Genomic DNA, 26,173 nt, shown 5'->3' on the forward strand with positions numbered 1-26,173 from the left:
CGTCCGACGGGGGCGCGGCCTGCTGCTTGACCGCTGCTACTTATACAGCGCCCGTGCAAGCCGGCGCTGCGCGATCCACATGCCGACGACCCACAGCGCGAGCAGGTAGACGACGTTGACCAGCATCATCGGCTCGGCCTGGCCGAGGCTGATGCCGCGCACCAGCGAGATCCCGTGGTACAGCGGCATGGCGTACACGAGCGGCTGGAGGTAGTCCGGGTAGGACTCCACGGGCGTGAACGTGCCGCCGAACAGGAACATCGTGAACACGACGGCGTTCATCCAGTCGAAGTCGGTCCAGTCGCGGAACAGCGTGGCGAGGGTGAGGCCAATCCCGGAGAACGCGAGCGCGACGAACAGGCACGCGGGCACGGCCAGGACCGACCACCACGAGTCCAGGAGCCCGAAGAGCGCCATGATGACCACGAACGCGCCGATGTAGGTGAAGCCGCGGATGAGCGCCCACCAGACCTCGCCGAGCGCCACGTCCCAGGGGCGCAGCGGGGTGTTGAGGATGCCGTCGTAGACCTTCATCCACTTGAACTTGGCGAACACGTTGATGGAGGTCTCGGCGAGCACGCCCATCATGGCGGCGTTCGCGAGGATCGCGGGGGCGACGTACGCGGTGTAGGAGACGACCGTCCCGTCCGGGAGGGTCAGGTCCCCCACGAGCGCGCCGACGCCGAACCCGAAGGCGAACAGGAACAGGAGCGACTCGACCGCGCCGGAGATGATGAGGATCCACGCCCGGCGCATGGCGATCCAGTTGCGGTTGAGCAGTGCTCCGGAGGAGCGCAGGGAGGCGCGCGCGGCGCCGTAGGCGATGACTGACACGGCCGGCTCCTAGAAGTTCAGGCGCTTCTGGATCCGCCAGCGGGCGGCGAACCACCCGGTGACGGCCAGCGCGGCCAGGTAGGCGATGTGGACGTAGGGGGGCAGCGCGGGGGCGGTGCCGGCGGTGGCGGCGCGCGCGAGCTCGGTGCCGTGCCACAGCGGGGAGGCCCACACGAGCGGCTGGAGGAAGGCCGGCATGTCGCTCGCGGGGAAGAACACGCCGGAGAACAGCGAGATCGGCATGACCGCGAACCGGAAGATCATGTTCAGGTTCGAGTCGTTCTTGATGCTGGAGGCCCAGAAGTGCAGCCAGGGCGCGAGCGAGGCCGAGACGAGCGCGGCGGCGACGACGGCGAAGGCCGCCCGCCACGAACCGGTGTAGACGCCGAAGAACGCGAGGACGACCGCGACGATGGTGCAGTTCGTGAAGGGCCGGAACACGGTCGCGTAGGCGAGGTGGCCGTTGAGGATGTCGACCGGGCTGAGCGGGGTGGCGCGCTGGGCGAGGTAGTGGCCGCCCCAGTCCTGGTAGCCGCCGTGGACGGGGAAGACCATGTCGTTGCCGAGCATCATGACCGCGACCGAGCAGATGAGGCCGGGGGCGATGAACTCGGCGTAGGTGAGGCCGCCGACGGCCGCGGGGTCGATGTAGGCGCCGACGCCGATGCCGATGGAGACCATGTAGAGGACCGGCAGGAGCACGGAGGTGAAGACGGTGCCGTGCCAGACGTGGCGGTAGAGGGCCAGTTGGAGGGTGAACGCCCGCCAGGCGCCGGTGAGGGTGCCGGGGGCGGTGCGGTCGGCCGCGGTCGCGCCGTTCTCGAGGACGGTGGTCACGCCTCGTCCTCCACGAGGGCGCGGCCGGTGAGTCGCAGGAAGACGTCTTCGAGGGTGGCGCGGCGGGCGAGCACGGAGCTGGGCCGGATGTCGCGGGCCTCGAGGGCGGCGCCGGTGTCGTCGGCGTCGTCGGTGTAGACGAGGATCTTGTCGGGCAGGGGCTCGATCTGGGCGCCGACGCCGTCGAGGGTGTGGGCGAGGGCGGCGAGCTCGGCGGTGTGGGCGGTGCCGAAGCGGAGTTCGACGACCTCCTTGGTGACGTGGGTGTCGATGAGCTCGCGGGGGGAGCCGGAGGCGATGATGCGGCCCTCGTCCATGACGACGAGGCGGTCGCACAGCTGCTCGGCCTCGTCCATGTAGTGGGTGGTGAGGAGGATCGAGACGCCGCGGTGCTTGAGCTGGAAGAGGCGCTCCCAGACGAGGTGGCGGGCCTGCGGGTCGAGGCCGGTGGTGGGTTCGTCGAGGATGACGAGCTCGGGGTCGTTGATGAGGGAGCGGGCGATGGCGAGGCGGCGCTGCATGCCGCCGGAGAGGTCGGAGACCTGGTCCTTCGCGCGCGGGGTGAGCTGCACGAACTCGAGGAGTTCGGCGGCCTTCTCGCGGGCGGCCTTCTTCTTGATGCCGAAGTACCCGGCGTAGACGACGAGGTTCTCGAAGACGGTGAGCATGCCGTCGAGGGTGTTGTCCTGGGGGACGACCCCGAGGCGGGCGCGGATGGCGGCGCCCTGGGTGTGGGGGTCGCGGCCGAAGACCTGGAGGCTCCCGCCGGTGGGCTGGGAGACGCAGCCGATCATCCGCATCGTGGTGGACTTCCCGGCGCCGTTCGCGCCGAGGAAGCCGAACGCCTCGCCGCGCCGGATCTCGAAGTCGACTCCGCGGACGGCCTCGTGGTCGCCGTAGCTCTTTCGCAGGTCGGCGGCGCTGACCAGGATCTCGTTGTCATCAGGCATACCGTCGAGCGTAGAGGCCCGATATGACATCGTTCCACTCCTTACTCACCGTCATGGCCCTGACGCGGTCCGGCCCGCCCCCGGCTCGCGCCGCACCTCGTCCCGCAGGTCGGGAGCGGGGGGTGGGGCAACCCCTACCAGTGGGACGGGGCAAGCCCCACCGGTATTGGCGGGTCAGCGGTAGCGACTTGGGGCGGAAAACACACGAGGCTAGAGGAGTCGCAGTCGTCCACGCAGAACGGAAGCCTTTATGACGATGCTCATCGCCGAACCGCCCGTGCAACAGCAGCGGACGGGCAGCGACTTCGCCCAGCTCTCGCGCCGCATCAACGCGGCCGGCCTGATGCGCCGGCGCCCCGTGTACTACGCGGTGCGCTTCGGGGTCACGGCGGCGGTGTTCGCCGGGACCTGGGCCGCGTTCGCGGCGATCGGCGACTCGTGGTGGCAGCTGCTCACGGCGGTGTTCCTCGCGATCGTGAGCGCGCAGGTGGCGTTCCTCGGCCACGACCTCGCGCACCGCCAGGTGATCCGCAGCCGCGCCGCCTCGGAGCGGATCGGCTGGTTCACCGGGAACCTCGCCAACGGCATGGGCTACGGCTGGTGGAACGACAAGCACAACCGCCACCACGCCAACCCCAACCACGAGGACCTCGACCCCGACGTGGTCGGCGGCCAGCTGTTCGTGTGGTCGAAGCGCCAGGCGCGGCTCGCGCAGGGCATCGACCGGTTCTTCGGCAAGTACCAGGCCGAGCTGTTCTTCCCCGTGCTCACCCTCGAGGGCCTCAACCTGAACTGGTCGGGTGTCAAGTCGGTCCTCAAGCCGGGCCTGAAGCACCGCGGCGCCGAGGCGCTGTTCCTCGCCCTCCACTGGGCCGCGTACCTCTCGGCGCTGTTCCTGGTCCTCTCCCCCGGCAAGGCCGTGGTGTTCCTGCTGGTGCACAAGGCCGCGTGGGGCCTGTACATGGGCTCGGTCTTCGCGCCGAACCACAAGGGCATGCCGACGTTCGTGGGCGAGACCGAGCTCGACTTCCTCCGCAAGCAGGTGCTGACCTCCCGGAACGTCAAGGGCGGCTGGTTCACCGACTTCGCGCTCGGCGGCCTGAACTACCAGATCGAGCACCACCTCTTCCCGGCGATGCCGTCGGTGCACCTGAAGTACGCCCAGCCGATCGTCGAGGAGTTCTGCGTCGAGAAGGGCATCCCCTACCACGCGACGGGCCTGATCCAGTCGTGGAGGGAAGCCCTCGGCGAGCTCCACGCCCACGGCGAGCCGCTCCGCAACCCGCAGTCGGCCAAGGCGCTCTAGGCGACCCGCGACCAGAGCGGCCGCTCCCGCGAGGGGCGGCCGCTTCGCGCTGCACTGGGAGACGGTGCCGCTGTTCAAGGCCGCTGTTCAAGGCCGCTGTCCAAGCGTGCCGTCGTTCTGGCGCGCTGCGCGTGCTGGCGTGCTGCGGCGCTACTCGATGGTGTTCGCGGCCTGGTCGCGCAGGGACCGCACGTGCTGCTCCAGGCCCATGAGCTGGCCGAAGAGCGTCATGTACTGGTCCTTGTCGGTGCTGGGGTTGATGCGCTGGAGGCGGCGCTTGAGGTCGGCGACCTCGGCTTCGACGACGGGCCGCTGGATGCGGGCGAGGATCGTGCGGACGTAGACCGCGTCGGGCTCCCCGGCGAGGCGCAGCTCCTCGACGGCGAGCTCCGAGACGAGCGCGCCGGCGGCGATCTCGGTGCAGGCGCTCTGGACCGCGGCGATCCAGTTCGGGCCTGCGGCGGCCCGGGCCGCGCCGCCGGCGGCGGCGATGGCCTCGCGCACGGCCCGGTAGTTGGGGTCGGTGTACGGCGCGGCGTCGACGGCGTCGAAGTACGGCCCGGCGATCTGCGGCTGCTGGAGCGCGACCTTGAGGACCTCGCGCTGGGCGCGCAGCTGGGTCGAGTCGGCGCGCGTCTCGCGCCGCGGCTGGGCCGGCGCCTCGGCGGGGGCCTGGCCGGCGGCGGCGCCCTGGACGGCGCGGCGCAGCTCGGCCTTGTCCTTGCCGAGCCGCCCGGCGTAGACGCCGAGGTACTCCTCGACGAGCCCGCGGTCCTTCACGCGCGCCAGGAGCGGCGCGATCGCGCGGGTGGCGTGCAGGCGGCCCTCGGCGGTGTCGAGGTCGTGCTTGGCGATGGCGCGTTCGAGCGCGAACTGCACCAGCGGCGTGTGCCGCTCGATGAGTTCGCGGACCGCCGCGTCGCCGGCGCTCTGGCGCAGCTCGCACGGGTCCTGCCCGCCGGGGGTGACCGCGATGTAGGTCTGGGAGACGAACCGCTGCTCCTCGTCGAAGGCCTTGAGGGCGGCCCGCTGGCCGGCCTCGTCGCCGTCGAACGTGAAGATGATGCGCCCGTCGGCGGACTCGGAGTCGAACAGGAACCGGCGCAGCACCCGGATGTGCTCGGGCCCGAACGCGGTGCCGCAGGTGGCGACGGCCATCGGCACGCCCGCGAGGTGGCAGGCCATGACGTCGGTGTAGCCCTCGACGATGACGACCCGGCCGGTCTTCGCGATCTCCTTGCGCGCCAGGTCGATGCCGTACAGCACCTGGGACTTCTTGTACAGCGGCGTCTCGGGGGTGTTCAGGTACTTGGGCCCCTGGTCGTCGTCGAAGAGCTTGCGGGCGCCGAAGCCGATGACCGAGCCGGAGGAGTCGCGGATCGGCCACAGCAGGCGGCGGCGGAAGCGGTCGATGAGGCTGCCGCTGCGCGAGGGCTTCGCGAGCCCGGCCTGAGTCAGCTCCTCGACGGTGAAGCCCTTGGCCCGCAGGTGCTTCGAGAGGGCGTCCCAGGAGTCGGGGGCGTAGCCGCAGCCGAACACGGCCGCGGCCTCGCGGTCGAAGCCGCGCGCGGACAGGAACTGCCGGGCCGTGACGGCCTCGGGGGTGAGGAGCTTCCCGGTGTAGAACTCGGCGGCGGCGGTGTGGGCGTCGAGGAGCCGCTGCTTGAGGCCGGGCTGCCCGGAGGGGCCGCGCTGGGGGCGGCCGTCGACGTCCTCGTAGGTGAGCTTGAGGCCGGCGCGCGCGGCGAGGCGCTCGACCGCCTCCACGAACGTGAGGCCGTCGAGTTCGGTGAGGAACGTGATGGCGTCGCCGCCGACGCCGCAGCCGAAGCAGTGGTAGACGCCGCGCGCGGGCGTGACGTTGAAGCTCGGGGAGCGCTCGTCGTGGAAGGGGCACAGGCCCTTGAGGTTGCCGCCGCCCGCGTTGCGCAGGGTGACGCGCTCGCCGATGACATCGGCGATGTCCACCCGCTCGCGCACCAGCTGGATGTCGGCGTCCCGGATTCGCCCCGCCACTCTGCCCCTTTTCTTCTTTCACCGCTTCCCTCAATTGTGCCCGGCCCCTCCGACACCCGGGCGGCGGACGCGGCGGGTTGTGAGGCGGCGGGGCGACGCGCGCGCGGCGGACGTCACGTCCCCTCTGGGCGGCCCGGGAACGCTTGCGGCCGAAGAAGTTCGAGGTGACCGGCCGGTTGTACCACGCACCCCGCGGTCATCTTTCCCGACCACGCCTCACTGTCACGAGCCCCGATCCGCTAGAGTCGCCTATCATGCCGGACCCATCGCCCGAGCAGCCGCCCTCCTGGCCTCCCACCAGCGAACCCGCGGCCACACCCACGAATCCGCCCCGAATCACCGCGCGCGGGGTGGGTCACCTGCCTTCCGCGGCGCCGGAAGACGAGGCGCCGTCCGATCCGCGTCCTCCCGCGGGCCCGAACCTCTTCGGCGACCCCGCCCCCTACGACGACCTCGACCCCGAGGCCCGGCGCAGCGAATGGGCCGCGGACCTCGGCGGGGCCGAGCCGCCCCGCGCCGGCGAGGCGCGCGGCACCCTCTTCGAGACCCCCGCGCCGCAGGAGGCCCCGCAGCCGCAGCCGCAGGGCGACTGGGGCGAGTCCGCCGACTGGCCGCCGCGGTCGAGCCAGGACTGGATGAACCAGCAGGGCCAGACCGGCTGGGGTCTCGCCTCCGGCGGCGCCTCCTGGGTCGGCTCCGGCCCCGTCCCGGGCCAGCCCGGACCCGCCGAGCCGCACGCCGAGCAGGGCCAGCGCCCCGAGCCGCACGCCGCCCCGTACGCCGCCCCCGCGTCCGGGCCGGGCCTCGCCGGCCCCGATCCGCAGGCCGGGGGCCTGGAGTTCCCCGAGCTGCGCGCCGACCCGTACGAGGCCGACGTCTACGGCCAGACCCAGTACCGCGGCGACTCCGGCGGCCAGGACCTCTACCAGTCCGACCCGTACCAGGCCGAGCGGCTCGCCGCCGAGGCCCAGGCCGCGCGCGAGGCGTACCAGGCCGAGCAGCAGCAGTACCAGGCCGACCCGTTCCCGGCCGCGACCCAGGGCGCCTTCCCCGAGCAGCCCCGGTTCCCCGAGCAGCCGCAGGGCGCCTTCGCGGAGCAGCAGGGCGGCTTCCCCGAGGCGCCCGCCAGCGCGTACGGGGGCGAGCTGTTCCCCGCCGACGCCCCGCCGTCCTATGGGGAGCAGGCCGCCGAGGCGACCGTCACCGAGACGGTCCCGGCGCAGCGCCGCAGCGAGGAGACGGCCGCACCCGAGCCCGCGCCCGCCGAGGCGCCGCCGGTGAAGGTCGCCCCGCCGACGCATGTGGGCGTGCGCTATGCGATCTACGGCATCGGCGGGCTCATCACGCTCGGCCTGATCATCGGCATCGTCCTCATGCTGGGGGCGGCCCCGCCGAGCGAGCCGAACCAGCCCGGCGACGACACCGAGGGCGACGCGACCAGCGAGAGCCCCGGCGCCGACGAGGCGCTGAGCGCCGAGCGGTACACCGAGCTCGCCGCCGCGGCGGGCACCGCGGAGTGGTTCGCGTGGCGCTACGGCGACGCTTCCGGCGGCGCCGACGCCGAGGAGGTGCCGGCCGCGGAGGGCGACGCCCTCGCGACCGCGCCGCTCCTGGGCGACGCGGACCGCAGCGTCCAGGGCCAGCTCGGCTACCTGACCGACGACGCGGCCCTGAGCGGCATCGACCACGTCACGGCGGTGGAGACCACCGACGACCTCGCGGGCCTCGTGCCGCGCGCGGGCGGGCGCTTCTCCGAGGACGGCACGCCCGAGCTCGAGCTCGTCGAGGGTTCGACGGCCGAGTGCATCGCGGGTCTCGGCGTCGAGCTCGGCCGGCCGGTCGCGCTCGCGCGGCCGGAGCAGAGCGGCGAGGTCAGCGCCCACTCGGTGATCGCGTTCTCCTCGGGGGTCGTGGCGACCGCGGGCATCAGCGGCGCCCAGGGCGGCACCTGCCTGCTCCTGCCGGACGGCCAGGTGCCGACGGACGTGGCGCTCACCGACGGGAACGAGCTCGCGCTCGTGACCACGTGGAACCCGGCTTCGCAGACCGGTTCGCTCGTGGTGATCGCGATGGGCGACAAGAGCGGCTCGTACTCGTCGAGTTGGTCGGAGTCGTATCCGGGCCTGCCGAACCCGGGGCATTTCGCGTCGGCGCAGATCGTGGGCACGGTCGCGCTGCCGTTCTCGGCCCCGACCTCGGTCGACGCCTGGTCGGACTCGTCCGGTTCGCTCGCGATCGAGCGCGGCACGGTCGAGGACGCGGCGCACCGCGACACGGTCGCGACCGCCGGGTACGCGGTCGTGGGCGACCTGAGCGCGAGCCAGGTGGCGGTCGTGGACCTGGCGTCCACGCTCCAGGGGCTGGCGGCGCAGTATTACGACGGGGCCGAGTTCGCGTTCGACGCGGCTCCCGGCGAGGCGATCGGGTTCGAGGGCGGCGTCGCGGACGTCGCCGCGGCGGAGGCCGGGCCGGCCGTCGCCACGAGCACCGGGACGGTGCACGAGCTCGACCGGGAGCTCGCGGAGACCGCGGCGACCGAGGTCGGCGCGAACCCGACCTGCCTCGTGGTGGGGGCCCAGAGCGGGCAGTTCATCGCGACGAGCCGCGGCGCCGGCACGATCAGCTGGGTCGCGGGCGGCGAGGTCGCCAAGCAGCTCGCGGACTCGCGGCTGACCGACCCGGTGTGCGCTTCGGAGACGCCCGCGCTCGACGTGCAGGGCTACGCCGGGTCTGCCGCGGTGGTCCTGGTCTCGGACTTCGAGGGCCAGAAGCTGCACGCCTACCTCGACGGCCAGGCGACCCTCCCCGGCGGCGCGGCCGTCGGCGGGGAGGGCTTCAGCTACGGCGGCGCCTACGACGTGCAGGGCAAGCCCTGGGGTGTCTCGGTGACGGTGGACCTGGAGTAGCGGCACCTGGAGTAGCGGCATTGAGGGCTTGAGGCCGTATACCGTCCCAAGCCCCCACCCACCCAGAGGGGAACGTAGCGCCCAGCATTGCTCGCGGGTCCGACAGGAATCGGGCCCGCGAGCGCTTGTGTCACCCGAAGGAGGGCGCGCCTCGTCCGGGTCCCTCATTGCTGCTGCGTGCCGCGGCCCGGTCGCGCCCCGAATCGCGGTTGGGCGCGTCGCGGTTGCGTGCCGCGTCTCGGAGGCGTGCTGCGGCTCCGCTTCGCAGTCCTGTGCCTGCGCCGTGCGTCGGCGGGGCCGGGCCGCGCCAACCGCCGGGCCGAGCCCTTCCCACCGCGCGGCCGCGCCGCCCCGCGTCGGCGGTCACGCCCGCGGGCGTTGGCGGACCGCCGGGGCACTGGGATAATCGAGCGGTGACGAATCAGCTCTCGCTCGCGGGGAAGGCCGTGTCCCCGCCCGTGGTCCTGGCGCCGATGGCCGGGATCACGAACCTGCCGTTCCGCAAGCTCTGCCGCGAGCAGGGTGCCGGCATCTACGTGTGCGAGATGATCACGACGGTGGCGCTCACCGAGCGCAACCCGAAGACCATGCGGCTCATCGAGTTCGACCCGGACGAGGAGACGCGCAGCCTCCAGCTGTACGGCGTCGACCCCGAGGGCGTGCGCAAGGCCGTGCGAATGGTCGTCGAGGAGGACCTCGCCGACCACGTCGACCTCAACTTCGGCTGCCCGGTGCCGAAGGTCACCCGCCGCGGCGGGGGCTCGGCGCTGCCGTGGAAGCGGCGCCTGTTCCGCGACATCGTCACCGCGGCCGTCGACACCGCCGCCGAGCGCGGCATCCCCGTGACCGTGAAGATGCGCAAGGGCATCGACGACGACCACCTGACCTACCTCGAGGCCGGCGAGATCGCGCAGGACGCCGGGGTCGCGTGGGTCGCCCTCCACGGCCGCACCGCGGCCGAGCGGTACTCCGGGACCGCCGACTGGGAGGCGATCGCGAACCTCAAGGAGCGCCTGGACATCCCGGTGCTCGGCAACGGCGACGTCTGGGAGGCCGACGACGCGCTCCGCATGGCCGCCGAGACGGCCTGCGACGGCGTCGTGGTGGGCCGGGGCTGCCTGGGCCGCCCCTGGCTCTTCGGGGACCTGGAGGCGGCGTTCAGCGGCCGCGCCGAGCGCCTCATGCCGTCCCTCGGGGAGGTCGCGAAGGTCATGCTGCGCCACGCCCAGCTCCTCGTCGAGTGGATCGCGGGCGCGGAGTCGTACGAGGCGCGTCGGAACATCGACGCGGAGGAGCACGGCTGCCGCGAGTTCCGCAAGCACGTCGCCTGGTACCTCAAGGGGTTCCCGGTCGGCGGCGAGCTGCGCCGCTCGCTCGCGATGGTCTCGACCCTGAACGAGCTCGAGGACCTGCTCGGGAAGCTCGACGCCGACGCGCCGTTCCCCGAGTCGACCATCGGGAAGCCGCGCGGGCGCACCAACTCCCCCGGGAAGGTCTCGCTGCCCGACGGCTGGCTCGACGACCGCGACGACCGCACCGTCCCCGAAGGCGCCGAGATCGACTCCTCCGGCGGCTGAGGACGTCCCAAGACACGACAGGAGGGGCCTCCCGGTGCCGGGGAGGCCCCTCCTGCGGTCTGCGGGGCCGCGAGCGGTCGCGGCCCGGGCGCTACCTGCCCTTCTGGCCGTAGCGCTTGTAGAACTTGGCGACGCGGCCCTCGTCGTCCAGGACGCGGTTCTTGCCGGTCCAGAACGGGTGCGAGGCCGAGGAGATCTGGACGTCGACCACCGGGTAGGTCCGGCCGTCCTCCCACTCGACGGTCTCGGCCGAGGTGGCCGTGGACCGCGTGAGGAAGGCGAAGTCGGCGCCGCGGTCTCGGAAGACCACGTAGTCGTAGTTCGGGTGGATGCCTTGCTTCATGTCAGTTCCCTTCCCTGCCGTCGAAACAACCGTCGAACGGGTCGTCGTATTCCCGCCACCGGTCCGCGCCCTCGGCGGCCTCGGCGTCGGTGAGGAGGCAGCCGTCGAGGACGGCCGCGAGCTCGTCGGCCGCGAAGTGCAGGCCGACGAACGCGAGCTGGACCTCGCGGTCGCCGAACTCGGGGTCCCAGTGCAGGTCGGCGTTGACGCGGCGCTCGGGACTGGACTCCTCCCACTCCTCGTCGGGGGTGGCCGCGAGCCAGCGCCCGAGGTCGCCCATCGCGACGCCGCCGCCGCTGGACTCCCAGGCCACGATCGCGTCGGGCTGTGAGGCGATCCACAGGTGGCCGCGGCCGCGGAGGGTGCGGCCGGCGATCGCGGGGAGCGCGGCGTGGAGGCGGCCGGGGTGGAAGGGCCGGCGGGCCCGGTAGACGGCGGCGACGACGCCGCAGTCCGGTTCGGGCTCGTGGCATCCGACGGCGTAGCCCTCGAGGCCGCGGCCGTAGGGCTCGGGGCCGTCGGGGTCGAAGCGGCCGCTGCGGCGCAGGTGCGCGGCGAGCGGGGCGGGCTCGTCGCGGTCGGCGACGAGGTGCCGGGCCCAGGGGTTGAGGCGCTGGAGGAGGACGGCGAGGCGGGCCTGCTCGAAGTCGGGTTCGCGGCCGGGGGTCCAGAGGACCACGGTGTCGGCGTACTCGATCTGGCGGGCGGCGGTGTCGGCGACGGAGCGGGTGTCGTCGTCGGCGGCGTGGAGGCCGCGGTCGCTGAGGTCCTGGTCGGAGTCGAGGGTCTCCATGAGGCTCGCGGGGTCGCAGACGGCGACGACGGAGTCGATGCGGAGGGCCTCGGTGACGGGCGCGCCGTCGACGTGGGTCCAGGAGCAGGCGGCGGCGACGGTCTCGGGCTCCATGTTCGGCGGGAGGACGAGGGCGATGTCGCTCGCGGGCCGGGTGCGGGCGAGCCGGACGAGGGCCGGGAGGAGGTCGTCGCGGACGGTGCAGGAGAGGCAGCCGTGCTCGAGGGCGGTGCGCTCGTCCTCGACGGGGCCGCGGCCGTCGCGCACGGTGCGGCGGACGGTGCCGTCGACCGGGAGGGCGGCGAGGTCGTACTCGACGACGAGGAGGGCCGGGTCGGCGCGGGTGAGCAGGTCGGCGGCCGCGCGGGTCGCCTCGGGGGCGAATCCGGTCAGGAGCGTCAGCGCGGGGCGCAGGTCGGCGTGCGGCGGTGCGGCTCCGGGCTGGGCGAGCTGGGACATGGGACCTCCGATCTAATTGAAAACGATTGTCATTATAATTGCAGACTCGAGAGGAGGGCGACAGTGTCCAGAACATGCGACGTGACCGGGGCCGGCCCCGGGTTCGGCAACAACGTGCCGTGGTCGAAGAAGAAGACCCGCCGGCGCTGGGACGTGAACCTGCAGACGAAGCGGTACTACCTGCCGAGCGAGGGCCGGCACGTGCGGCTCCGCTTGTCGGCCAAGGGGATCAAGATCATCGACCGCGACGGCGTGGAGGCCGTGGTGGCGCGGATGCGAGCAGAGGGAAGGAAGGTCTGAGATGGCGTCGAAGAGCACGGATGTGAGGCCGGTCGTGAAGCTGCGGTCGACCGCGGGGACCGGGTACACCTACGTGACGAGGAAGAACCGCCGGAACGACCCCGACCGGTTGGTGCTGAAGAAGTACGACCCGGTCGTGCGGCGGCACGTCGAGTTCCGGGAGGACCGCTAGATGGCGAAGAAGTCGGCGATCGCGAAGCAGCGGCGGCGCGAGGTCCTCGTGGAGCGGTACCGGGAGCGGCGCGCGGAGCTCAAGCGGCTCATCGCGCACCCCGCGACGGACCCGGAGGCCCGCGCCGCGGCGGTGCGGGCGCTCCAGCGGTTGCCGCGGGACTCCGCGGCGGTGCGGCTGCGCAACCGGGACGCGGTGGACGGGCGCCCGCGGGGCGTGTTCCGGAAATTCGAACTGTCGCGTGTCCGACTCAGGGCGATGGCGCACCGCGGCGAATTGCCCGGAGTACGGAAATCGTCCTGGTAGGAGGCTCGTCCGAACGGATGAGGAAGCGGCCGTGACCTGCGCCCCCGGCGACCCATTGGCATGAAACCGTTATATGCCCGTCGCCGGGGGACGCTAATCTGGGCGGTGCGAGTGCGCTGTGAGACTGCTCTCAGGCCCGGAACCAGGTGAGCCGCCTCCGCGTTTGACTCGGATAGAGACTAAGGAGCGAGAAGAGCAATGGTCCAGCAAGTGGAGACCGCCCCGGCCGAGGCGTCCGAACCCCTGCCCGCCGAAGTCCAGGCCGATGTGCCCGCCAGCCCCGCGTCCCTCTGGGCGTCGGAGAGCCGCGGCCACTACATCACGCACACCGACCGCGCCTCGGCCCCCGCGTGGGTCGACTGCGACTGCGTCATCCACAGCGACTGAGCCCGCGCGGCCGTCCGGCCGCGCCGCTCCTCCCCTGCCGCGGCCCTGAACCGCGGCAGGTCACTCCACCTCCGCGAGCGAGTTGCAGCGCTCTACGGTGGTGCCGTCCGCACGGCCGATAGCGGCCCCGGCGGCGCCGAATTCCACGGCCAGCCCGTCGATCCACACCGGGCAGCTCACCACCGCGGTCCGCGACGAGCCGTCCTCGGTGACGACCGCCTCGATGCGCGCCTCGCCGGGCACCACGGTGGTGAGCACGAAGCCCTCGAGCATCTCGTACCCCCACCACTGCGCCTCGGACTCGGGGTAGGCGGTGATCTCCCACTGCGCGCCGGGCGCGGCGGCGACCTCGCGCTCGGGGTCGTCGGGGAACCCGAGCGGGCAGCCCGCGACCTCCGGTTCGCGCGCGCACGCGTCGAGGTGGCCGCGCAGCGCCTCGTCGATCTGCGCCCGGCCCTCGGCGGTGACCTCGGGCCACGGCATCGGCAGCCACTCGTCCGACCGCTCCTCGCCCAGGAGCGCGAACCGGTCCCCGAGCGCGACCACGACGGACGGGCCGTCGAGCTCCATCGTGGACGGCAGGTCCGGGTAGAGCTCGTACACCCCCGGCAGCAGCACGATGTTCGTGATGCCCAGCGCCTCGTCCACCGGCGCGGTCACGCCGTTGATGTCGACGTGCCCGAACGGCGGGTACGCCTCGGTGGCGTCGAGCGCGTTCTCGATCAGGGCCTGCCCGTGCTCGATGCCGACCAGGTACCGGAACCCGATGCGGGTGCCGTCGAACGCCTCGATCTCGGCGTACACCTGGGCGGTGTAGCGGCCCTCGCGGGCGCTCGCGGCGTACTGGACCTGGCCGACCTCCACGATCTCCCAGCGGTCGTCGAGCGCCTCGGGGACGAGGAAGTCGCCGGTGGCGTTCGGCTGGTCGGTGAAGGCGAGCGCCCCCTGGATGTCGCCGGCGCGGGCGGCCTCGAGGTAGCCGGTGACGACGTCCTCGGCGTTCAGCCGGGCGACCGGGGCCCACTTGGCGACCGCGACGGCGCCGGCGGCGAGGACGCACACGGCCGCGGCGAACGCCATGGCGGCGTTGGGAAAGCGGAGGCGGGGCCGCGGCGGGGCGGGGGCGGGCCCGGGTGTCTCGGCCTTCTCGGGCGCGTCGACGGCGCCGAGGTCGATCGCGTGCTCCTCGCCCCAGCGGTCCGGTGACGCCGCTTCGGACACCCTGGCTCCCTTGGCTGCTACGGTGGTGAGCAAAGTGTAGCGTTCTCACACGGGACCCTCTATGCCCTCGACCAGGTGGATCAGCGCCCCCGCCGGGAAGGCCCGGCGCCTCGCGGCGCGCCTCGCCCGCCGCGCCGAGCCGCTGCCGCGCCTGCCGTTCGCGGTGGCGCTCGCGGCCGCGGCGGCGGTGCTGGCGGTGTCGGTCGAGTGGGAGCCGCGGCCGCCGGACGACATCGCGGACGTCTCGGAGCTGCCGTCGGCGCCCGAGGACGGGATCGACTTCACCGCCGGCTCCCAGGTCGAGTTCAGGATCCTCGAGTACGGGTTCAGCGTCGTCGTCGACGAGCTCGACCAGCGGCGGATCATCCTCGGCGCGGTCGTGTACAACCCGTTCGCGACCGCGATGGTCAGCCCCGGCTCGCTCGACATCGTGTCGCTGCGCGAGGACGGCACGGCCGCGTACGTCGAGAGCTTCTACCCCGACCCGATCCCGCCGGACACGGCCGTGCAGGTCGGCTACGTGCTGTCCGAGTCGATGGCCGAGGTGCCGCTGGACTCCCTGCGCCTGGAGACGCAGGAGCCGTCGTTCCTCGCCCCGGACCCCGCGGAGCTGAGCCCGGAGCTGCGGGAGTTCGCGGCCGTGCAGCCGCTGCCGCGGATCGAGCTGCTGTCGGTCCAGCCGCTGGTCAGCCCGGACGGGTACCGGATCCACTACCGGGTCGTGAGCGAGACGGCGCGGACCGTCCAGCTCGCGGTCCTGTTCCGGGACGCGGCGGGCGAGCTCATCGGCGGGCTCCCGGCGGGGGAGGACCCGTTCGCGTTCGAGTTGGGCGCGGCCGGCTGGCGCACGGTCCAGGCCGGGGAGACGGTGCAGGAGATCGACCTGCACGAGACGTGGATACCCGAAGGGGCCGACCTCGACCGGATCGAGATCGGCCCCCGCTCGGCCGGCTAGGGCCTAGAGGCGTTCGAGGAGGTACCGCTCGACTTGGTCGAGGGCGACGCGCTCCTGCTTCATCGAGTCGCGGTCGCGGATCGTCACGGCCTGGTCCTCGAGGGTGTCGAAGTCGACGGTGATGCAGTAGGGCGTGCCGATCTCGTCGGCGCGGCGGTAGCGGCGGCCGATCGCGCCGGCGTCGTCGAAGTCGACGTTCCAGTGGCGGCGCAGGCGCGCGGCGAGGTCCTTGGCCTTCGGCGACAGGTCCTCGTTGCGGCTCAGCGGCAGGACCGCGGCCTTGACCGGCGCCAGGCGAGGGTCGAAGCGGAGCACGGTGCGCTTGTCGACGCCGCCCTTGGTGTTCGGGGCCTCGTCGACGTCGTACGCCTCCAGCAGGAACGCGAGCACCGAGCGGGTCAGGCCCGCCGCGGGCTCGATGACGTACGGCGTCCAGCGCTCGCCCTTGGCCTGGTCGAAGTAGGACAGGTCCGCGCCCGAGTGCTTCGAGTGGGTCGACAGGTCGAAGTCGGTGCGGTTGGCGATGCCCTCGAGCTCGCCGAACTCGCTGCCGGCGAAGTTGAACCGGTACTCGATGTCGACGGTGCGCTTCGAGTAGTGGGAGAGCTTGTCCTTCGGGTGCTCGTAGCGGCGCAGGTTCTCCGGCTTCAGGCCGAGGTTCACGTACCAGTTCCAGCGCTCGGTCAGCCAGTACTCGTGCCACTCCTCGTCGGTGCCCGGCTCGACGAAGAACTCCATCTCCATCTGCTCGAACTCGCGGGTGCGGAAGATGAAGTTCCCCGGCGTGATCTCGTTGCGGAAGCTCTTGCCGGTCTGCGCGATGCCGAACGGCGGCTTCTTGCGGGAGGCGGTCATGACGTTCGTGAAGTTCACGAAGATGCCCTGGGCGGTCTCGGGGCGCAGGTAGTGCGTGTTCTCCGAGTCCTCGACGGCGCCGAGGAACGTCTTCATCATGCCGTTGAACATGCGCGGCTCGGTGAAGGAGCCGCGGGCGCCGCAGTGCGGGCACGCGAGGTCGGCGAGGCCGTTCTCGGGCTCGGCCCCGTCGTGCTTCTCCTGGTACGCCTCGACGAGGTGGTCGGCGCGGAAGCGCTTGTGGCAGGACTGGCACTCGGTGAGCGGGTCGGTGAACTCCTCCAGGTGGCCGCTGGCGACCCACACCTGGGGGTTGAGGACCACGGCGGAGTCGAGGCCGACGACGTCGTCGCGCTCGCGGACCATCGCGTTCCACCACTCGCGGCGGATGTTCTCCTTCAGCTCCACACCGAGCGGTCCGTAGTCCCAAGCAGAGCGGGTGCCTCCGTAGATCTCCGAACTGGGGAAGACGAAGCCGCGGCGTTTGGACAGGCTGATGAGCGCTTCGGTGCGGTCCTGGGACACGATGATTCCTCTCGATCCGGCTGGCGGTCGGTGAGACTGCGGATGATGCTGAGAACAGATTGTTCGAGCGGCGGCGGAAGTTCAACCCGGTTTCGTCCCGGTGCCGAACGGATGGGCGCACACCGCGTGCGCGCCTGCCGCCAGTGGGCAAGCGTACCTCGCGGTAGGGGCCGCGCTGTGCGCGCCCCGCTGGTGAATCAGGCTTCGGCGGCGCCCCGCCGGAGGTCGGCGAGGTGCTGCTCGAAGCCCTCGCGGGCCTCGGCGTGCTCGGGCGCGGCGAGCCAGCCGAGGGCCTCCTCCCCCACCTCGATCGCCCCGGCGGTGTCGCCGAGCTCGGACAGCAGCCACATCGTCTGGTGCGCGGTCAGGCTCGCGCGTTCGAGCAGGAGCGGGCCGTCGCGGAACACCGCGAGCGCGCGCCGCTGGAGGTCGAGGACCGGCTCGGCCTCCTCGCGGCGCAGGCCCGGCTCCCCGGCCTGGGACTCCAGGAACTGGAACGTGAGCTGCGCGTGCTGCCGGTAGGTCTCCCCGAGCTCGAACCGGGCCGCCTCGCGGAGGGCCTCGGGGGCCTCGGGGTCGCCGCGCTCGGCGATGAGGCCGGCCGCGATGTGCGCCATCGCCTGGAGGCCCTCGCCGAACGCGGTGTCGCCGGAGATCGTGCGCAGCAGCCACACGCGGGCGCGGCTCACCCGCGCCCACGACGTGGTGTCGCCGATCTCCTCGGCGGCCTCGGCGGCGCGCGTGTACACCTCGAGGGCGTGCTCGTGCTCGCCGAGCTTCTCCAGCAGCTCCCCGGTGAGGAACAGCATGTCGGCGTACAGCGGGGAGTGGCTGGTCTCGCCGCCGGCCTCCATGAGCGCGAGCGCGGCGAGGCCGTGCTCGACGCCGAGGCGGGTGTCGTCCTGCTTGTCGTACGCCTCGGCGAGGTGGAAGCGGATGTTGCACACCCGCCACAGCTCGGCGTCGGGCAGGTCCTCGAGGGCCTGCTCGAGGAGGGGGACGGCCTCGGCGCGGCGGTCGAGCTCGACGAGGGCGGCGCCCATGAGGTGGCGGGCGACGGCCCCGGGGACCGCCATGCCGGCGGCGTCGCAGTGGACGGCGGCGGCGAGGGCGTGCTCGTAGGCGCCGGCGTGGTCGCCGTCGCGCATGCGGAACTCGGCGGCCTGGAGGTGGAGCTTGGCGGCGATCGCGCGGCCGGGGTCGTCGCCGAGGGCGTCCAGGCCCTCCCGGGTGACCGCGTACGCGCGGGTGAAGTCGCCGGTGACGCCGATCTGGTCGGCGAGGTCGGCGCAGGCGCGGGCGACGGCCCAGCCGGCGCCGGCGGCGCGGGCGACCTCGAGTTCGGTGGTGAGGAGCCAGGTCCTGGCGTCGGCGTCGGCGGTGAGGCGGGCGCGCAGGTCGAGGAGGTCGCAGCGGCGGATGAGCGCGTAGCGTCGGTCGGCGAGCTCGGCGAGTTCGGCGTCGAGGGCCTCGGCGCGGGCGTCGAGCCCGGGGACGTCCTCGCCGCCGGCGGCGAGGTGTTCGGCGCGCATGGCGAGGACCTGGCTGGTGTGGAGGCTGCGGTCGTCGATGCGGTGCTCGGCCGCGAGGCGCCGGGCGGTGGCGGCGACCTGGGCGGCGCCCTCGCGGACCTCCTGGGGAGCGCTCTCGGCGCGGTGGATGAGCAGGAACGCCTCGGCGACGAGGGCGCGGCCGGGCTGCCCGGCGGTGCCGAAGAGGGCGATCGCGCGGCGCAGGCCGGACTCGACGGCCTCGGGGTCGTCGGCGCGGGCGGACTCGGCGTGGGCGATCTCGGCCCGGTGCTCGGCGATGAGCTCGATGCCGAGGGCGTCGGCGAGCGCGCCGACCTTGAGCCAGGCCTTCCACGTGTCCGGGGAGCAGGCGTCGTAGGCGGCGTAGGCGGCGTCGATCGCGGCGTCGAGGTCGGGGCCCGCGACCGGCTCGTCGCGCGGGAGGACGATGTCCGGCTCGACCGCCTTGGGCTCCTTGAGGCCCAGGTGGACCGGGTGCTCGTAGGGGGTGGACTCGACGACGCTCGCGGACATGCGGGAGTGGTGGTCGTTGCCGTTGCGGGCGTCGAAGCGGGCGCAGATCGCGGCCCGCTCGGCGTCGGCCCAGTCGTGGAGGGTCGCGGCGGTCCACTCGCGGCCGCCGGGGCCGGGGACGGCCGCGTCGGCGAAGCCGAGGGCCTGGAGGCGCCGGCAGGTGAGGACGGCGACCTCGAGGAGCCGCTGGCGTTCGCGCACCCCGAGGTCGAGGTCGAAGAAGCGGGCGTGGTCGGCGAGGATCTCCACGGCCCGGTGCTCGTTGCCGGTGAGCGCGCAGAACTCGATGTGGAGCGCGATCATCGGGACCATGTCCTCCTTGCCGCGGCACATCTGGTAGCCGCGCAGGTGGTTGGCGCGGGCCTCGGCCGGGCGGCCGAGCTCGACGAGCGGGAGGAGGGAGAGCGCGAGCGCGTAGTGGGGTTCGTGCGCGCACGAGTGCTCGCCGGCGAGGACGGGCTCGAGCATCTCCATCGCGGCGTCGGCGGAGTCCTCCTCGGCGTAGAACACGATGGTCGCGAGGGTCGTGTACTGGCAGGCGGTGCAGTCGGACATCTCGTCCTCCTCGGCCTCGCCGAGGGCCTCGATCGCGCGGGCGACCCGGTCGTAGTCGCCGGTGTGGTAGGCCAGCTGCATCTCGTACGCGGCGGGCGCGTGCATCGAGTAGCCGGCCTCGGCGTAGCGGCGGCGCATCTCCTGGAGCCAGTGCTCGATCGACTCGAGCGGGACGTCGGGCTGCTGGATCATGGAGTCGACGATCCACTTGAACGTCCAGTACAGGGACCGGGTCAGGTAGGCGTCGAAGTGCTCGGGCCGGGTGTCGTAGCCGCGCAGGAGCCGCGCGAACGGCACCAGGAGGCGGGTGGAGTCGCGGGAGAACTCGTAGGCGTCGACCAGTCCGTTGAGCGCGTAGTTGATCAGCTCGGGGTCGCCGACCGCGTCCGCGGCCTCGACCGCCCGCTCCAGGGCCGCGACCTTGGCCTCGCCGGCCTCCTCGAAGCGGGCCTCGTTGAGCAGACGCCAGATCGCGTCGGGGTCGGGAGTGGCCATCGCGGGTCCTCGGTCTCTCTCAGCGGTGTCGAGGGGGTGCTGGTGCGGGCGCTATTCCTTTGTAACGCGTTCCAGCAGGTTCATGAAAGAGCGGTTGAGCAGCGCGGTGTCGGCGCTGCGCAGGGGCCGGTGGCTCATGAGCAGCGCCTGGCCGTACAGCGACTCGACGGCGGTGCCGGCCAGCTCCGGGTCGGCGATCGCGCCGATGCGGCGCACGGTCGGGTTGCGGTGGTTGAGGACCAGTTGCGCGCGCGGCGCGTGCTGCTTGATGGACGCGAGGATGCCGCCCCACAGGTCGTCGGCCTGCGCCTCGGCTTCGGCGCGCTGGCGTTCGCGGCGGGCCTCGCGGTCGTCGAGGAGGAGCGCGGGCACCGACACGGGGTTGAACTCGCGGACGACGACGTCGACGTCGACCGCGTCGAGGCGGGCGCGGGCGGCCGCGAGGAAGGACTGGAGGGCGAGCTCGGTGCGGGTGTCGACCGGGTCGAGGCTGGCGGAGATGACGCCGGGCTGGAGCTGCTCGACCTTCACGCCGGGGTCGAGGCGCGGCAGGGCCTGGACGAGCTCGGCGTCGTACGTGTAGCCGCCGTTGACGACGCCGATGCCCTGGGCGGCGGCGATCTGGGCGACCTGCCGGTACTCGTCGACGGTCGCGGCGAGGTACACCGGCTGGTAGGCGCGGGCGAACTCGGGGAGGCTGGTGCGCCCGGCGGTGGTCTCGAAGCGCAGCCACGGGAGCATCGCGGCGAGGAGCTCCTGGTCGTGGCGGGCGAGGGCCTTGACGCCGAGCTCGTGGACGGCGAGGAACGCCTCCAGGCGGGCCGGGTCCTCGGCGGCGAGGCGGGAGATCCACTCGCGGATCTGCGCGCCGATCGCGTCCCGGGCGACGGCGAGGGCCTCGTCGTCGTAGAGGGATTCGCGGGACGCGGTGGGCCGCAGGGAGTCCGTGTCGACGACGCAGCGGACGAAGAACGCCCACTCGGGCACGAGGTTGTCGGCGGTCTCGGTGAGCAGCATCCGCTTGAGGTGCACGCGGTGCGCGGGGCGCGCCGAAGGGGAGGCGGCGTGCGGGAGGACGAACGCGACGCCCTTGAGGCCCGAGAGCGGCACGTCGAGGTCGATGACGTCGAGGGGCGGGAAGCCCATCACGGTCTCGCAGTAGCGGTTCAGGGCGAGGCGGCGCGCGGTCGGGTTGGGGTGCTCGCGTTCCCACAGCGGCGGCGTGTCCGTGACGCGGACCGGAGCCTCGCCGCCCTCGACCGTGATGTCCACCGGCAGCAGGGAGCCGTACTCGCGGGCGAGCTGGACGACGCGCTCGGGCTGGAGCCAGTCCTCGCCGGGGCGGGCCGCGAGCTCGACGGTGGTGCCCGGCTCGGGGTGCTCGGCGGCGGGGGCCTCGGTGACGGTGTAGGAGCCGTCGTCGCGCGCGGACCAGCGGACCGCGGGCGCGCCCGGGTCCTTCGCGGAGCGCGAGGTCACGGTGATGACGGAGGCGACGGTGAAGCAGGCGAGGAGGCCAATGCCGAACTGCCCCAGGAAGTCCCGGCGGGCGCCCTCGATCTCCTCATCCCTTTTGGACGATCCGCCGATGGTGGCGAGGAGCTTGTGGACCTCCGCGACCGTCAGGCCCACACCGGGATCGGTGATCCGCAGCCGCCTGCCGTCGGTGCTGATGCGCACCTGCGCGGCGGCGGCGTCGAACCCGGGGTCGAGCTGGCGGCGCGCGGTGATCGCGTCGACGGCGTTCTGGAGCAGCTCGCGCACGTACACCTTCGGCGAGGAGTACAGGTGGTGGGACAGCAGGTCCACCAGTCCGCGCAGGTCCACTTGGAACGTATGGGAAGTGGGCGTTGTCTCAGACACGGCGCGTCCTGCTCTGATCGGAGTCGTTCAGCGTCAGTCAGACTAGCAAACCGCCGCTTCCCCGGAACGCGTGAAAAGCCCGCTCCGAGGGGACGCGGACGGGCGGCCGCGTCCGGTAGGGTGGCCGCTACCGAGCACCCCGAAGGCGAGGATTCCGCCCGATGAGCCTCCAGCCCCCGCTCCTCCCGGCCGCGATGCCCAAGCCCGCCAGCATCACCGGCGTCCAGGTCCTGCTGTGGGTCCTGGCCGCGCTCGCCGGGATCGGCGACCTCTCGACGGTCGTCGTCCTGGTGCGGTACCCGACCGCGTTCGGCGTCCTCGGCCTCCTCTGGGGCGCGCACGCGACGGTCCAGGCCCTCGTGTGCGGCGTCCACGTGCCGCGCGGCAGGCACTGGGCGTGGGTGTGGTCCCTGGTGGGCGCGATCATCGGCCTCGCCTTCAGCGCCGCCGCCATCGTCATCGGCGCCGCGTTCATCGAGACGGGCTGGGCCGCGCTCGCCGCGGGCCTGGTCGCGGCCGGGCTGCACGGCACGCTGCTCGGACTCCTGTGCTCGGCCTCAACGCGGCGGTGGATCCTCATGCACCGCATATGGAGAGGCGAAGTGCAGGTCGCGGGCACGGCGGTCGGCGCGGTCGGGACGGGCGGCTTCGGCCAAGCGGGCGGCATCGGAGGCGCTGCCACGGGGAGTCCCGCCGCAGCGGGCTTCGTCGACACAGGCGGCATCGCCGCAGGAGGCGCTGCCATTGGCGGCCCCTCCGCGGCGGGCTTCGCCCCGGCCGCCACCGAAGGCCCGCAGCGGCCCGAGCGGCGGCCGCGGGCGGTCGCCCTGGCCGCGGCCGCGATCGTGCTGCTCGGGGCCCTCGGCGCCTGGGGCGTCTTCAACCTGCTGCGCCCGATACCGGACCTGGCCGCGCACGAGGCGGCGGTCCTGGGCGGGCGGCCGATCGGCGGCGCCACTCCCCCGTGGGTCCACCTGCTCGGCGACCTCACCGTGTTCGCCTGTGCCGCCGTCGCCGCCCCGCTGCTGTTCAAGGGGCGGTTCGGCGGCCGGGTCCTCGGGATCGTCTGGGCCGCGCTCGCGCTGGCCGTGTACCTGACGGTCCTCGCCGGCACCGCGGTCGACCACGCCGGCGGCTTCTACGACTTCACGGTGCCTCCGGGCCAGGTGCACCCGGTCGCGCCCGCGTACGCCTGGCCGGTCGGGCGGGCCGCGCTGGCGCTGCTCGCGCTGGTCCTGCTGCTGGGGCCGGGCGTGCGGGCATGGACGCCGCGGCGGCAGGCGGGACCCTTGGTCGTGGTGGTGCAGGCGCCGGGGCCGTCCGGGCCGGGGCAGCAGCCCGCGCCGGGGCAGGCGCCGCCACCGTTCGGGCAGGGCTAGTCGGTGACGTCGTACCAGCCGCAGATGCTGGTGCCCAGGGTCTCGGCGGTCTGGTCGACCTGGACCACGAGCGCGATCTCGGAGCCGTCGGCGAGGCGGACCCTGACGTCGACGTCGTCGAACGCGAGCGGCTGGACCTCGGCGCTGTCGGGTTCCCAGGACTGCCACTCGGCGATGTAGTCCTCGGCGGGGCGGTCGCGCATGTCCTCGCAGAGCATCGCGTACGCGCCGTCCCAGTCCTCGTCGGCGAGTTCGCCCACGAACTGGGCGGCGGTGTCCTGGACTTCCTCGGTGATCGAGTTCGCGAAGGTCACGAACGCGACGACGACCGCGATGACCACGGCCAGGACGAGGACGACCCCGCCGCCGATGCCGAGGCCGAGCTTGAGGCCGAAGCGCGAGCCGAAGCCGGTGGGCGGGGCCGCGAACGGGACCGGGACGCCGGTCGGGGGCGGCGGTGCGGAGGAGACGGCGGGCGGCTCGACGGCCTGCGTGGTCGGCGGCAGCGCGAGCGTGTCGGCGGTGCCGGGGTCGAGGGCCACGGGCGCGGCGGTCTCGGGGGACGGGTCCGGGACGGACGGCTCGGGTTCGAGCGGGATCGGGGCGGCGCCGGGCTCGGGCGCGATCTGCGCGGGGGCGGCCGGTTCGGCGACGGCCTCGACGGCGGTGTGCGGCTCGACCTCGATCGGGCCGGGCGCGTGCTGCGCCGGGGCCTCGGGTTCGGGGGCGGTGGTGAAGTCGGGGATCGGCTCGAGCGGCGGGTCGAGGCGCTCGACGGGCTCGGGCTGCGTCACCGGCTCGGGGACCGGCTCCTGCACGGGCGCGTGCGCCCGGCCGGTCGCGGCCTCGGGATGCGCGGGAGCGGAGTTCGCGGCTTCGGTGCTCGCGGGAGCGAAGTTCGCGGCCTCGGGATGCGCGGGAGCGGAGTCGGGGGTCGCGGGGTCAGGCCGCGCGGATTCGGACTGCGCGGCGTCAGGCTGCGTGGCGTCGGACTGCGTGGCGTCGGACTGCGTGGATTCGGACTGCACGAGGTCGGGCTGCGCGGTCTCGGGGTGCGCGGCGTCGCGGTCGGTCATCGGGCGGCCTCCCGGCGGGCCGAGTCGGGGTCGGCTTCGCGGTCGGAGCCGGTGCGGCGCGGCGTCCCGCCCGGCTCGCACTCGGCGAGCACCTCGAAACCGGAGGCTTCGGGGAGCGCCCGCGACAGGAGCGGGGTGGCCATCTTGACCTGGAAGTTCGAGAGCGCGCGGCGGTAGGAGCCGACGTCGTCCCACTCGGTCGCGAGCATCCAGACGGCGCCGTCGGCGTCGAAGTCGTCGAGCGCGCGCCCCAGGGAGCCGCGGACGTAGCCGCCGCAGGAGGCGAGCGCGGCGAGGGCGTCCTCGGCGTCGCGCGCGAAGCGCTCCGTCTCGCCTTCGGTTACGGCGAAACGATATACAACCAGCACGTCGCCCAGCCTACTTGGAGCAGTCGGCGCACAGGCCGTGGAGTTCGAGCGTGTGTCCGACGTCGGTGAAGCCGTGCTCGGCCGCGACCTTGTTGGCCCAGCGCTCGACGGTGGGCCCGGCGACCTCGGCGGTCTTGCCGCAGGAGCGGCAGACCAGGTGGTGGTGGTGCTCCTCGGCGGCGCAGAGCCGGTAGAGGTGGTCGCCGCCGGGCAGGCGCATCACGTCGACGATGTCGGCCTCGGCGAAGGCCTGGAGCGTGCGGTAGACGGTGGTCAGGCCGATCTTGGAACCGGCGTCGCGCAGGATCGCGTGCAGGTCCTGGGCGCTGCGGAACGCGTCGTCGTGCTCGAGCAGTTCGAGGATCGCGGTCCGCTGCTTGGTGGACCGGGCCATGTTCTCGGCCGGGGGCTTCGTCGGCATCAGTGCTCCTCCCGGGCGTGGTGGACGGCGTCGGTGACGATGTGCGCGATGTGGTCGTCGATGAGCGAGTACGAGATCTCGCGGCCCGACCTGGTGCCGCGGACGATGCCCGCGCCGCGCAGGACCCGCAGGTGCTGGGAGACCAGCGGCTGCGTGACGCCGAGCGTCTCGACGATCTGGTGCACGTACTTCGGGCCGGCGGCCAGCTCCATCACGATCGCGATGCGCAGCGGCGCGGCGAGCGCGCGCAGCAGCTCGCCGGCCGACTCGTAGTCGGCTGGCGTGGCCTCGGTTGGCTCGGCTTCGGTCCGCACTCCGCAAAAATATCGCGTCGCGCCCTCGGCCGAGGTCCCAGGTGTCCGAGCCGTCATGCTTTCGCGGGCAGCTCGACTTCGAGCGGCTCGCCTTCGGGCGGCAGGTGGCCGCGGCGGGTCTGGCGGACGCGCCTGGTGAGGGCCGCGATCACGGCGGTGGCGACGAACACGGCGACGCCGATGAGCACGATCGTGGCGCCGGGCGGGACGTCTTGGACCGCGGAGGTGAGGACGCCGGCGCCCGAGATGAGGAACCCGGCGGCCATCGCCGCGAACATGGTGGCCTTGAACGAGCGCGTGAACTGCTGGACGGTGACGACCGGGATCACCAGGAGCGCGGAGACGAGGAGGATGCCGACGGCGCGCATCGACACCGAGACGGTGACGGCGGTGGTGACGAGCAGGAGCAGGTTGAGGGCGGCGACGGGGAGCCCGGAGACGCGCGCGTACTGCTCGTCGGCGCAGATCGCGGTGAGCCAGGGCCGCAGGACGAGCATGAGCGCGGCGACGGCGGCGCCGCCGACCACGATCGTCCACACCTCGGACCAGCCGGCGGTCAGGAGCGAGCCGAACAGGTACTGCTGGAGGTTGGCGACGCCCTTGTCGGAGGCGATGCCGGTGAGGTAGACGCCGCCGGCGAGGCCGCCGTAGAAGAGCATGGCGAGGGCGACGTCGCCGGAGGTCTTGGACTTGCTGCGCAGCAGCTCCATGACGACGGCGGCGGCGACGGTGACCGCGAGCGTCGTCCACACGGGGGCGGCGCCGGTGAGGAAGCCGACGGCGACGCCGGTGAGGGCGACGTGGCCGAGGCCGTCGCCGATGAGCGCGAGGCGCTTCTGGACGAGGAACACGCCGACGGTGGGCGCGCACAGGCCGACGACGAGCGCGCTGAGCAGGGCGCGCTGCATGAACTCG

The 26,173-nt window shown here is 73.0% G+C and carries 24 protein-coding genes; 9 read left to right on the forward strand and 15 right to left on the reverse strand.

Annotated elements, in window-relative coordinates; genetic code table 11:
- Positions 1–36: 36 nt before the first annotated feature.
- The 3 genes from EIW28_RS17905 to EIW28_RS17915 are packed head-to-tail and all read right to left on the reverse strand — an operon-like array spanning position 37 to position 2,621.
- Positions 37–834, reverse strand: coding sequence for an ABC transporter permease (locus EIW28_RS17905; protein ID WP_232014036.1), 798 nt, complete (start codon positions 832–834; stop codon positions 37–39).
- Positions 835–843: 9 nt separating this feature from the next.
- Positions 844–1,671, reverse strand: coding sequence for an ABC transporter permease (locus EIW28_RS17910; RefSeq protein WP_125249099.1), 828 nt, complete (start codon positions 1,669–1,671; stop codon positions 844–846).
- Positions 1,668–2,621, reverse strand: a complete 954-nt coding sequence (locus tag EIW28_RS17915; protein ID WP_125249100.1) for an ABC transporter ATP-binding protein — start codon at positions 2,619–2,621, stop codon at positions 1,668–1,670. The genes EIW28_RS17910 and EIW28_RS17915 overlap by 4 nt, the downstream gene beginning before the upstream one ends.
- Before the next feature lie 250 nt (positions 2,622–2,871).
- Here EIW28_RS17915 and EIW28_RS17920 point away from each other — a divergent pair, with 250 nt between their 5' ends.
- On the forward strand, positions 2,872–3,927 hold the full coding sequence (locus tag EIW28_RS17920) for a fatty acid desaturase family protein (protein ID WP_125249101.1): 1,056 nt from the start codon (positions 2,872–2,874) through the stop codon (positions 3,925–3,927).
- A 150-nt stretch (positions 3,928–4,077) separates the two neighbouring features.
- Here EIW28_RS17920 and dnaG read toward each other — a convergent pair whose 3' ends face one another.
- Positions 4,078–5,943 carry a DNA primase gene (gene dnaG, locus EIW28_RS17925; protein ID WP_125249102.1) on the reverse strand — a complete coding sequence of 622 codons (1,866 nt, stop codon included), beginning with the start codon at positions 5,941–5,943 and terminating at the stop codon, positions 4,078–4,080.
- Between the two features lie 350 nt (positions 5,944–6,293).
- Between dnaG and EIW28_RS17930 the strand changes: the two genes are divergently transcribed.
- Together EIW28_RS17930 and dusB are read left to right on the forward strand one after the other, a co-directional pair.
- Positions 6,294–8,849: a hypothetical protein gene (locus EIW28_RS17930; protein WP_125249103.1), complete on the forward strand. Its 2,556-nt coding sequence runs from the start codon at positions 6,294–6,296 to the stop codon at positions 8,847–8,849.
- A 413-nt stretch (positions 8,850–9,262) separates the two neighbouring features.
- On the forward strand, positions 9,263–10,426 hold the full coding sequence (dusB, locus tag EIW28_RS17935; protein WP_125249104.1) for a tRNA dihydrouridine synthase DusB: 1,164 nt from the start codon (positions 9,263–9,265) through the stop codon (positions 10,424–10,426).
- Between the two features lie 91 nt (positions 10,427–10,517).
- Here dusB and EIW28_RS17940 read toward each other — a convergent pair whose 3' ends face one another.
- Together EIW28_RS17940 and EIW28_RS17945 are read right to left on the reverse strand one after the other, a co-directional pair.
- Positions 10,518–10,769: a type B 50S ribosomal protein L31 gene (locus EIW28_RS17940; protein WP_125249105.1), complete on the reverse strand. Its 252-nt coding sequence runs from the start codon at positions 10,767–10,769 to the stop codon at positions 10,518–10,520.
- A gap of 1 nt (position 10,770) precedes the next feature.
- Positions 10,771–12,021: a CobW family GTP-binding protein gene (locus EIW28_RS17945; RefSeq protein ID WP_125249106.1), complete on the reverse strand. Its 1,251-nt coding sequence runs from the start codon at positions 12,019–12,021 to the stop codon at positions 10,771–10,773.
- A 63-nt stretch (positions 12,022–12,084) separates the two neighbouring features.
- Between EIW28_RS17945 and rpmB the strand changes: the two genes are divergently transcribed.
- From rpmB to EIW28_RS17965, 4 genes are all read left to right on the forward strand, one after another.
- Positions 12,085–12,321 (forward strand): 50S ribosomal protein L28, encoded by a 237-nt coding sequence (gene rpmB, locus EIW28_RS17950; protein WP_125249107.1) that lies wholly within the window; start codon positions 12,085–12,087, stop codon positions 12,319–12,321.
- 1 nt (position 12,322) lies between these two features.
- Positions 12,323–12,493: a 50S ribosomal protein L33 gene (gene rpmG / locus EIW28_RS17955; RefSeq protein ID WP_125249108.1), complete on the forward strand. Its 171-nt coding sequence runs from the start codon at positions 12,323–12,325 to the stop codon at positions 12,491–12,493.
- Positions 12,494–12,799 carry a 30S ribosomal protein S14 gene (gene rpsN, locus EIW28_RS17960; protein ID WP_125249109.1) on the forward strand — a complete coding sequence of 102 codons (306 nt, stop codon included), beginning with the start codon at positions 12,494–12,496 and terminating at the stop codon, positions 12,797–12,799.
- Between the two features lie 198 nt (positions 12,800–12,997).
- The gene (locus tag EIW28_RS17965; protein WP_125249110.1) at positions 12,998–13,186 is read left to right on the forward strand and encodes a hypothetical protein; all 189 of its coding nucleotides are present in this window, start codon (positions 12,998–13,000) and stop codon (positions 13,184–13,186) included.
- Positions 13,187–13,246: 60 nt separating this feature from the next.
- Here the strand turns inward: EIW28_RS17965 and EIW28_RS17970 are convergent, their stop codons facing one another.
- On the reverse strand, positions 13,247–14,407 hold the full coding sequence (locus tag EIW28_RS17970) for a hypothetical protein (protein ID WP_125249111.1): 1,161 nt from the start codon (positions 14,405–14,407) through the stop codon (positions 13,247–13,249).
- Between the two features lie 61 nt (positions 14,408–14,468).
- Between EIW28_RS17970 and EIW28_RS17975 the strand changes: the two genes are divergently transcribed.
- The gene (locus EIW28_RS17975) at positions 14,469–15,362 is read left to right on the forward strand and encodes a hypothetical protein (protein WP_125249112.1); all 894 of its coding nucleotides are present in this window, start codon (positions 14,469–14,471) and stop codon (positions 15,360–15,362) included.
- Positions 15,363–15,365: 3 nt separating this feature from the next.
- On the opposite strand, the gene EIW28_RS17980 is transcribed toward EIW28_RS17975, so the two are convergent.
- The 3 genes from EIW28_RS17980 to EIW28_RS17990 all read right to left on the reverse strand — a co-directional run bounded on the left by EIW28_RS17980 (position 15,366) and on the right by EIW28_RS17990 (position 21,700).
- On the reverse strand, positions 15,366–16,742 hold the full coding sequence (locus tag EIW28_RS17980; protein WP_125249113.1) for a glycine--tRNA ligase: 1,377 nt from the start codon (positions 16,740–16,742) through the stop codon (positions 15,366–15,368).
- 197 nt (positions 16,743–16,939) lie between these two features.
- Positions 16,940–19,837, reverse strand: a complete 2,898-nt coding sequence (locus tag EIW28_RS17985) for a hypothetical protein (protein ID WP_125249114.1) — start codon at positions 19,835–19,837, stop codon at positions 16,940–16,942.
- Positions 19,838–19,888: 51 nt separating this feature from the next.
- Complete coding sequence (locus EIW28_RS17990; protein ID WP_197717358.1) at positions 19,889–21,700, reverse strand: HSP90 family protein; 1,812 nt, start codon at positions 21,698–21,700, stop codon at positions 19,889–19,891.
- Between the two features lie 161 nt (positions 21,701–21,861).
- Between EIW28_RS17990 and EIW28_RS17995 the strand changes: the two genes are divergently transcribed.
- Positions 21,862–23,079: a hypothetical protein gene (locus tag EIW28_RS17995; RefSeq protein ID WP_125249116.1), complete on the forward strand. Its 1,218-nt coding sequence runs from the start codon at positions 21,862–21,864 to the stop codon at positions 23,077–23,079.
- On the opposite strand, the gene EIW28_RS18000 is transcribed toward EIW28_RS17995, so the two are convergent.
- The 5 genes from EIW28_RS18000 to EIW28_RS18020 are packed head-to-tail and all read right to left on the reverse strand — an operon-like array spanning position 23,076 to position 26,166.
- Positions 23,076–24,155 carry a hypothetical protein gene (locus tag EIW28_RS18000; protein ID WP_125249117.1) on the reverse strand — a complete coding sequence of 360 codons (1,080 nt, stop codon included), beginning with the start codon at positions 24,153–24,155 and terminating at the stop codon, positions 23,076–23,078. The two genes, EIW28_RS17995 and EIW28_RS18000, sit on opposite strands and share 4 nt — an antisense overlap.
- Positions 24,152–24,523, reverse strand: coding sequence for an antibiotic biosynthesis monooxygenase (locus tag EIW28_RS18005; RefSeq protein ID WP_187350629.1), 372 nt, complete (start codon positions 24,521–24,523; stop codon positions 24,152–24,154). Before EIW28_RS18005 ends, EIW28_RS18000 begins: the two co-directional genes overlap by 4 nt.
- Positions 24,524–24,533: 10 nt before the next feature.
- Positions 24,534–24,944, reverse strand: coding sequence for a Fur family transcriptional regulator (locus EIW28_RS18010; RefSeq protein WP_125249118.1), 411 nt, complete (start codon positions 24,942–24,944; stop codon positions 24,534–24,536).
- Positions 24,944–25,258, reverse strand: a complete 315-nt coding sequence (locus tag EIW28_RS18015; RefSeq protein ID WP_232014037.1) for an ArsR/SmtB family transcription factor — start codon at positions 25,256–25,258, stop codon at positions 24,944–24,946. The genes EIW28_RS18010 and EIW28_RS18015 overlap by 1 nt, the downstream gene beginning before the upstream one ends.
- Before the next feature lie 53 nt (positions 25,259–25,311).
- Entirely contained in the window at positions 25,312–26,166 is an 855-nt protein-coding gene (locus EIW28_RS18020) for a metal ABC transporter permease (protein WP_125249486.1), read from the reverse strand.
- Positions 26,167–26,173: the final 7 nt, after the last annotated feature.

The sequence above is a fragment of the Glycomyces terrestris genome, assembly GCF_003933745.1.
Taxonomy (GTDB): Bacteria; Actinomycetota; Actinomycetes; order Mycobacteriales; family Micromonosporaceae; genus Glycomyces; species Glycomyces terrestris.

Bases quoted from the DNA above. Each gene is read 5' to 3' on its own strand.
- EIW28_RS17965 (WP_125249110.1), top strand. From the start codon at position 12,998: ATGGTCCAGCAAGTGGAGACCGCCCCGGCCGAGGCGTCCGAACCCCTG.
- EIW28_RS18010 (WP_125249118.1), bottom strand. From the start codon at position 24,944: ATGCCGACGAAGCCCCCGGCCGAGAACATGGCCCGGTCCACCAAGCAG.
- EIW28_RS17915 (WP_125249100.1), bottom strand. From the start codon at position 2,621: ATGCCTGATGACAACGAGATCCTGGTCAGCGCCGCCGACCTGCGAAAG.
- EIW28_RS17920 (WP_125249101.1), top strand. From the start codon at position 2,872: ATGACGATGCTCATCGCCGAACCGCCCGTGCAACAGCAGCGGACGGGC.
- EIW28_RS17940 (WP_125249105.1), bottom strand. From the start codon at position 10,769: ATGAAGCAAGGCATCCACCCGAACTACGACTACGTGGTCTTCCGAGAC.
- EIW28_RS17975 (WP_125249112.1), top strand. From the start codon at position 14,469: ATGCCCTCGACCAGGTGGATCAGCGCCCCCGCCGGGAAGGCCCGGCGC.
- EIW28_RS17945 (WP_125249106.1), bottom strand. From the start codon at position 12,021: ATGTCCCAGCTCGCCCAGCCCGGAGCCGCACCGCCGCACGCCGACCTG.
- EIW28_RS17985 (WP_125249114.1), bottom strand. From the start codon at position 19,837: ATGGCCACTCCCGACCCCGACGCGATCTGGCGTCTGCTCAACGAGGCC.
- rpsN (WP_125249109.1), top strand. From the start codon at position 12,494: ATGGCGAAGAAGTCGGCGATCGCGAAGCAGCGGCGGCGCGAGGTCCTC.
- EIW28_RS17995 (WP_125249116.1), top strand. From the start codon at position 21,862: ATGAGCCTCCAGCCCCCGCTCCTCCCGGCCGCGATGCCCAAGCCCGCC.
- EIW28_RS18000 (WP_125249117.1), bottom strand. From the start codon at position 24,155: ATGACCGACCGCGACGCCGCGCACCCCGAGACCGCGCAGCCCGACCTC.
- EIW28_RS18020 (WP_125249486.1), bottom strand. From the start codon at position 26,166: ATGCAGCGCGCCCTGCTCAGCGCGCTCGTCGTCGGCCTGTGCGCGCCC.
- rpmG (WP_125249108.1), top strand. From the start codon at position 12,323: ATGGCGTCGAAGAGCACGGATGTGAGGCCGGTCGTGAAGCTGCGGTCG.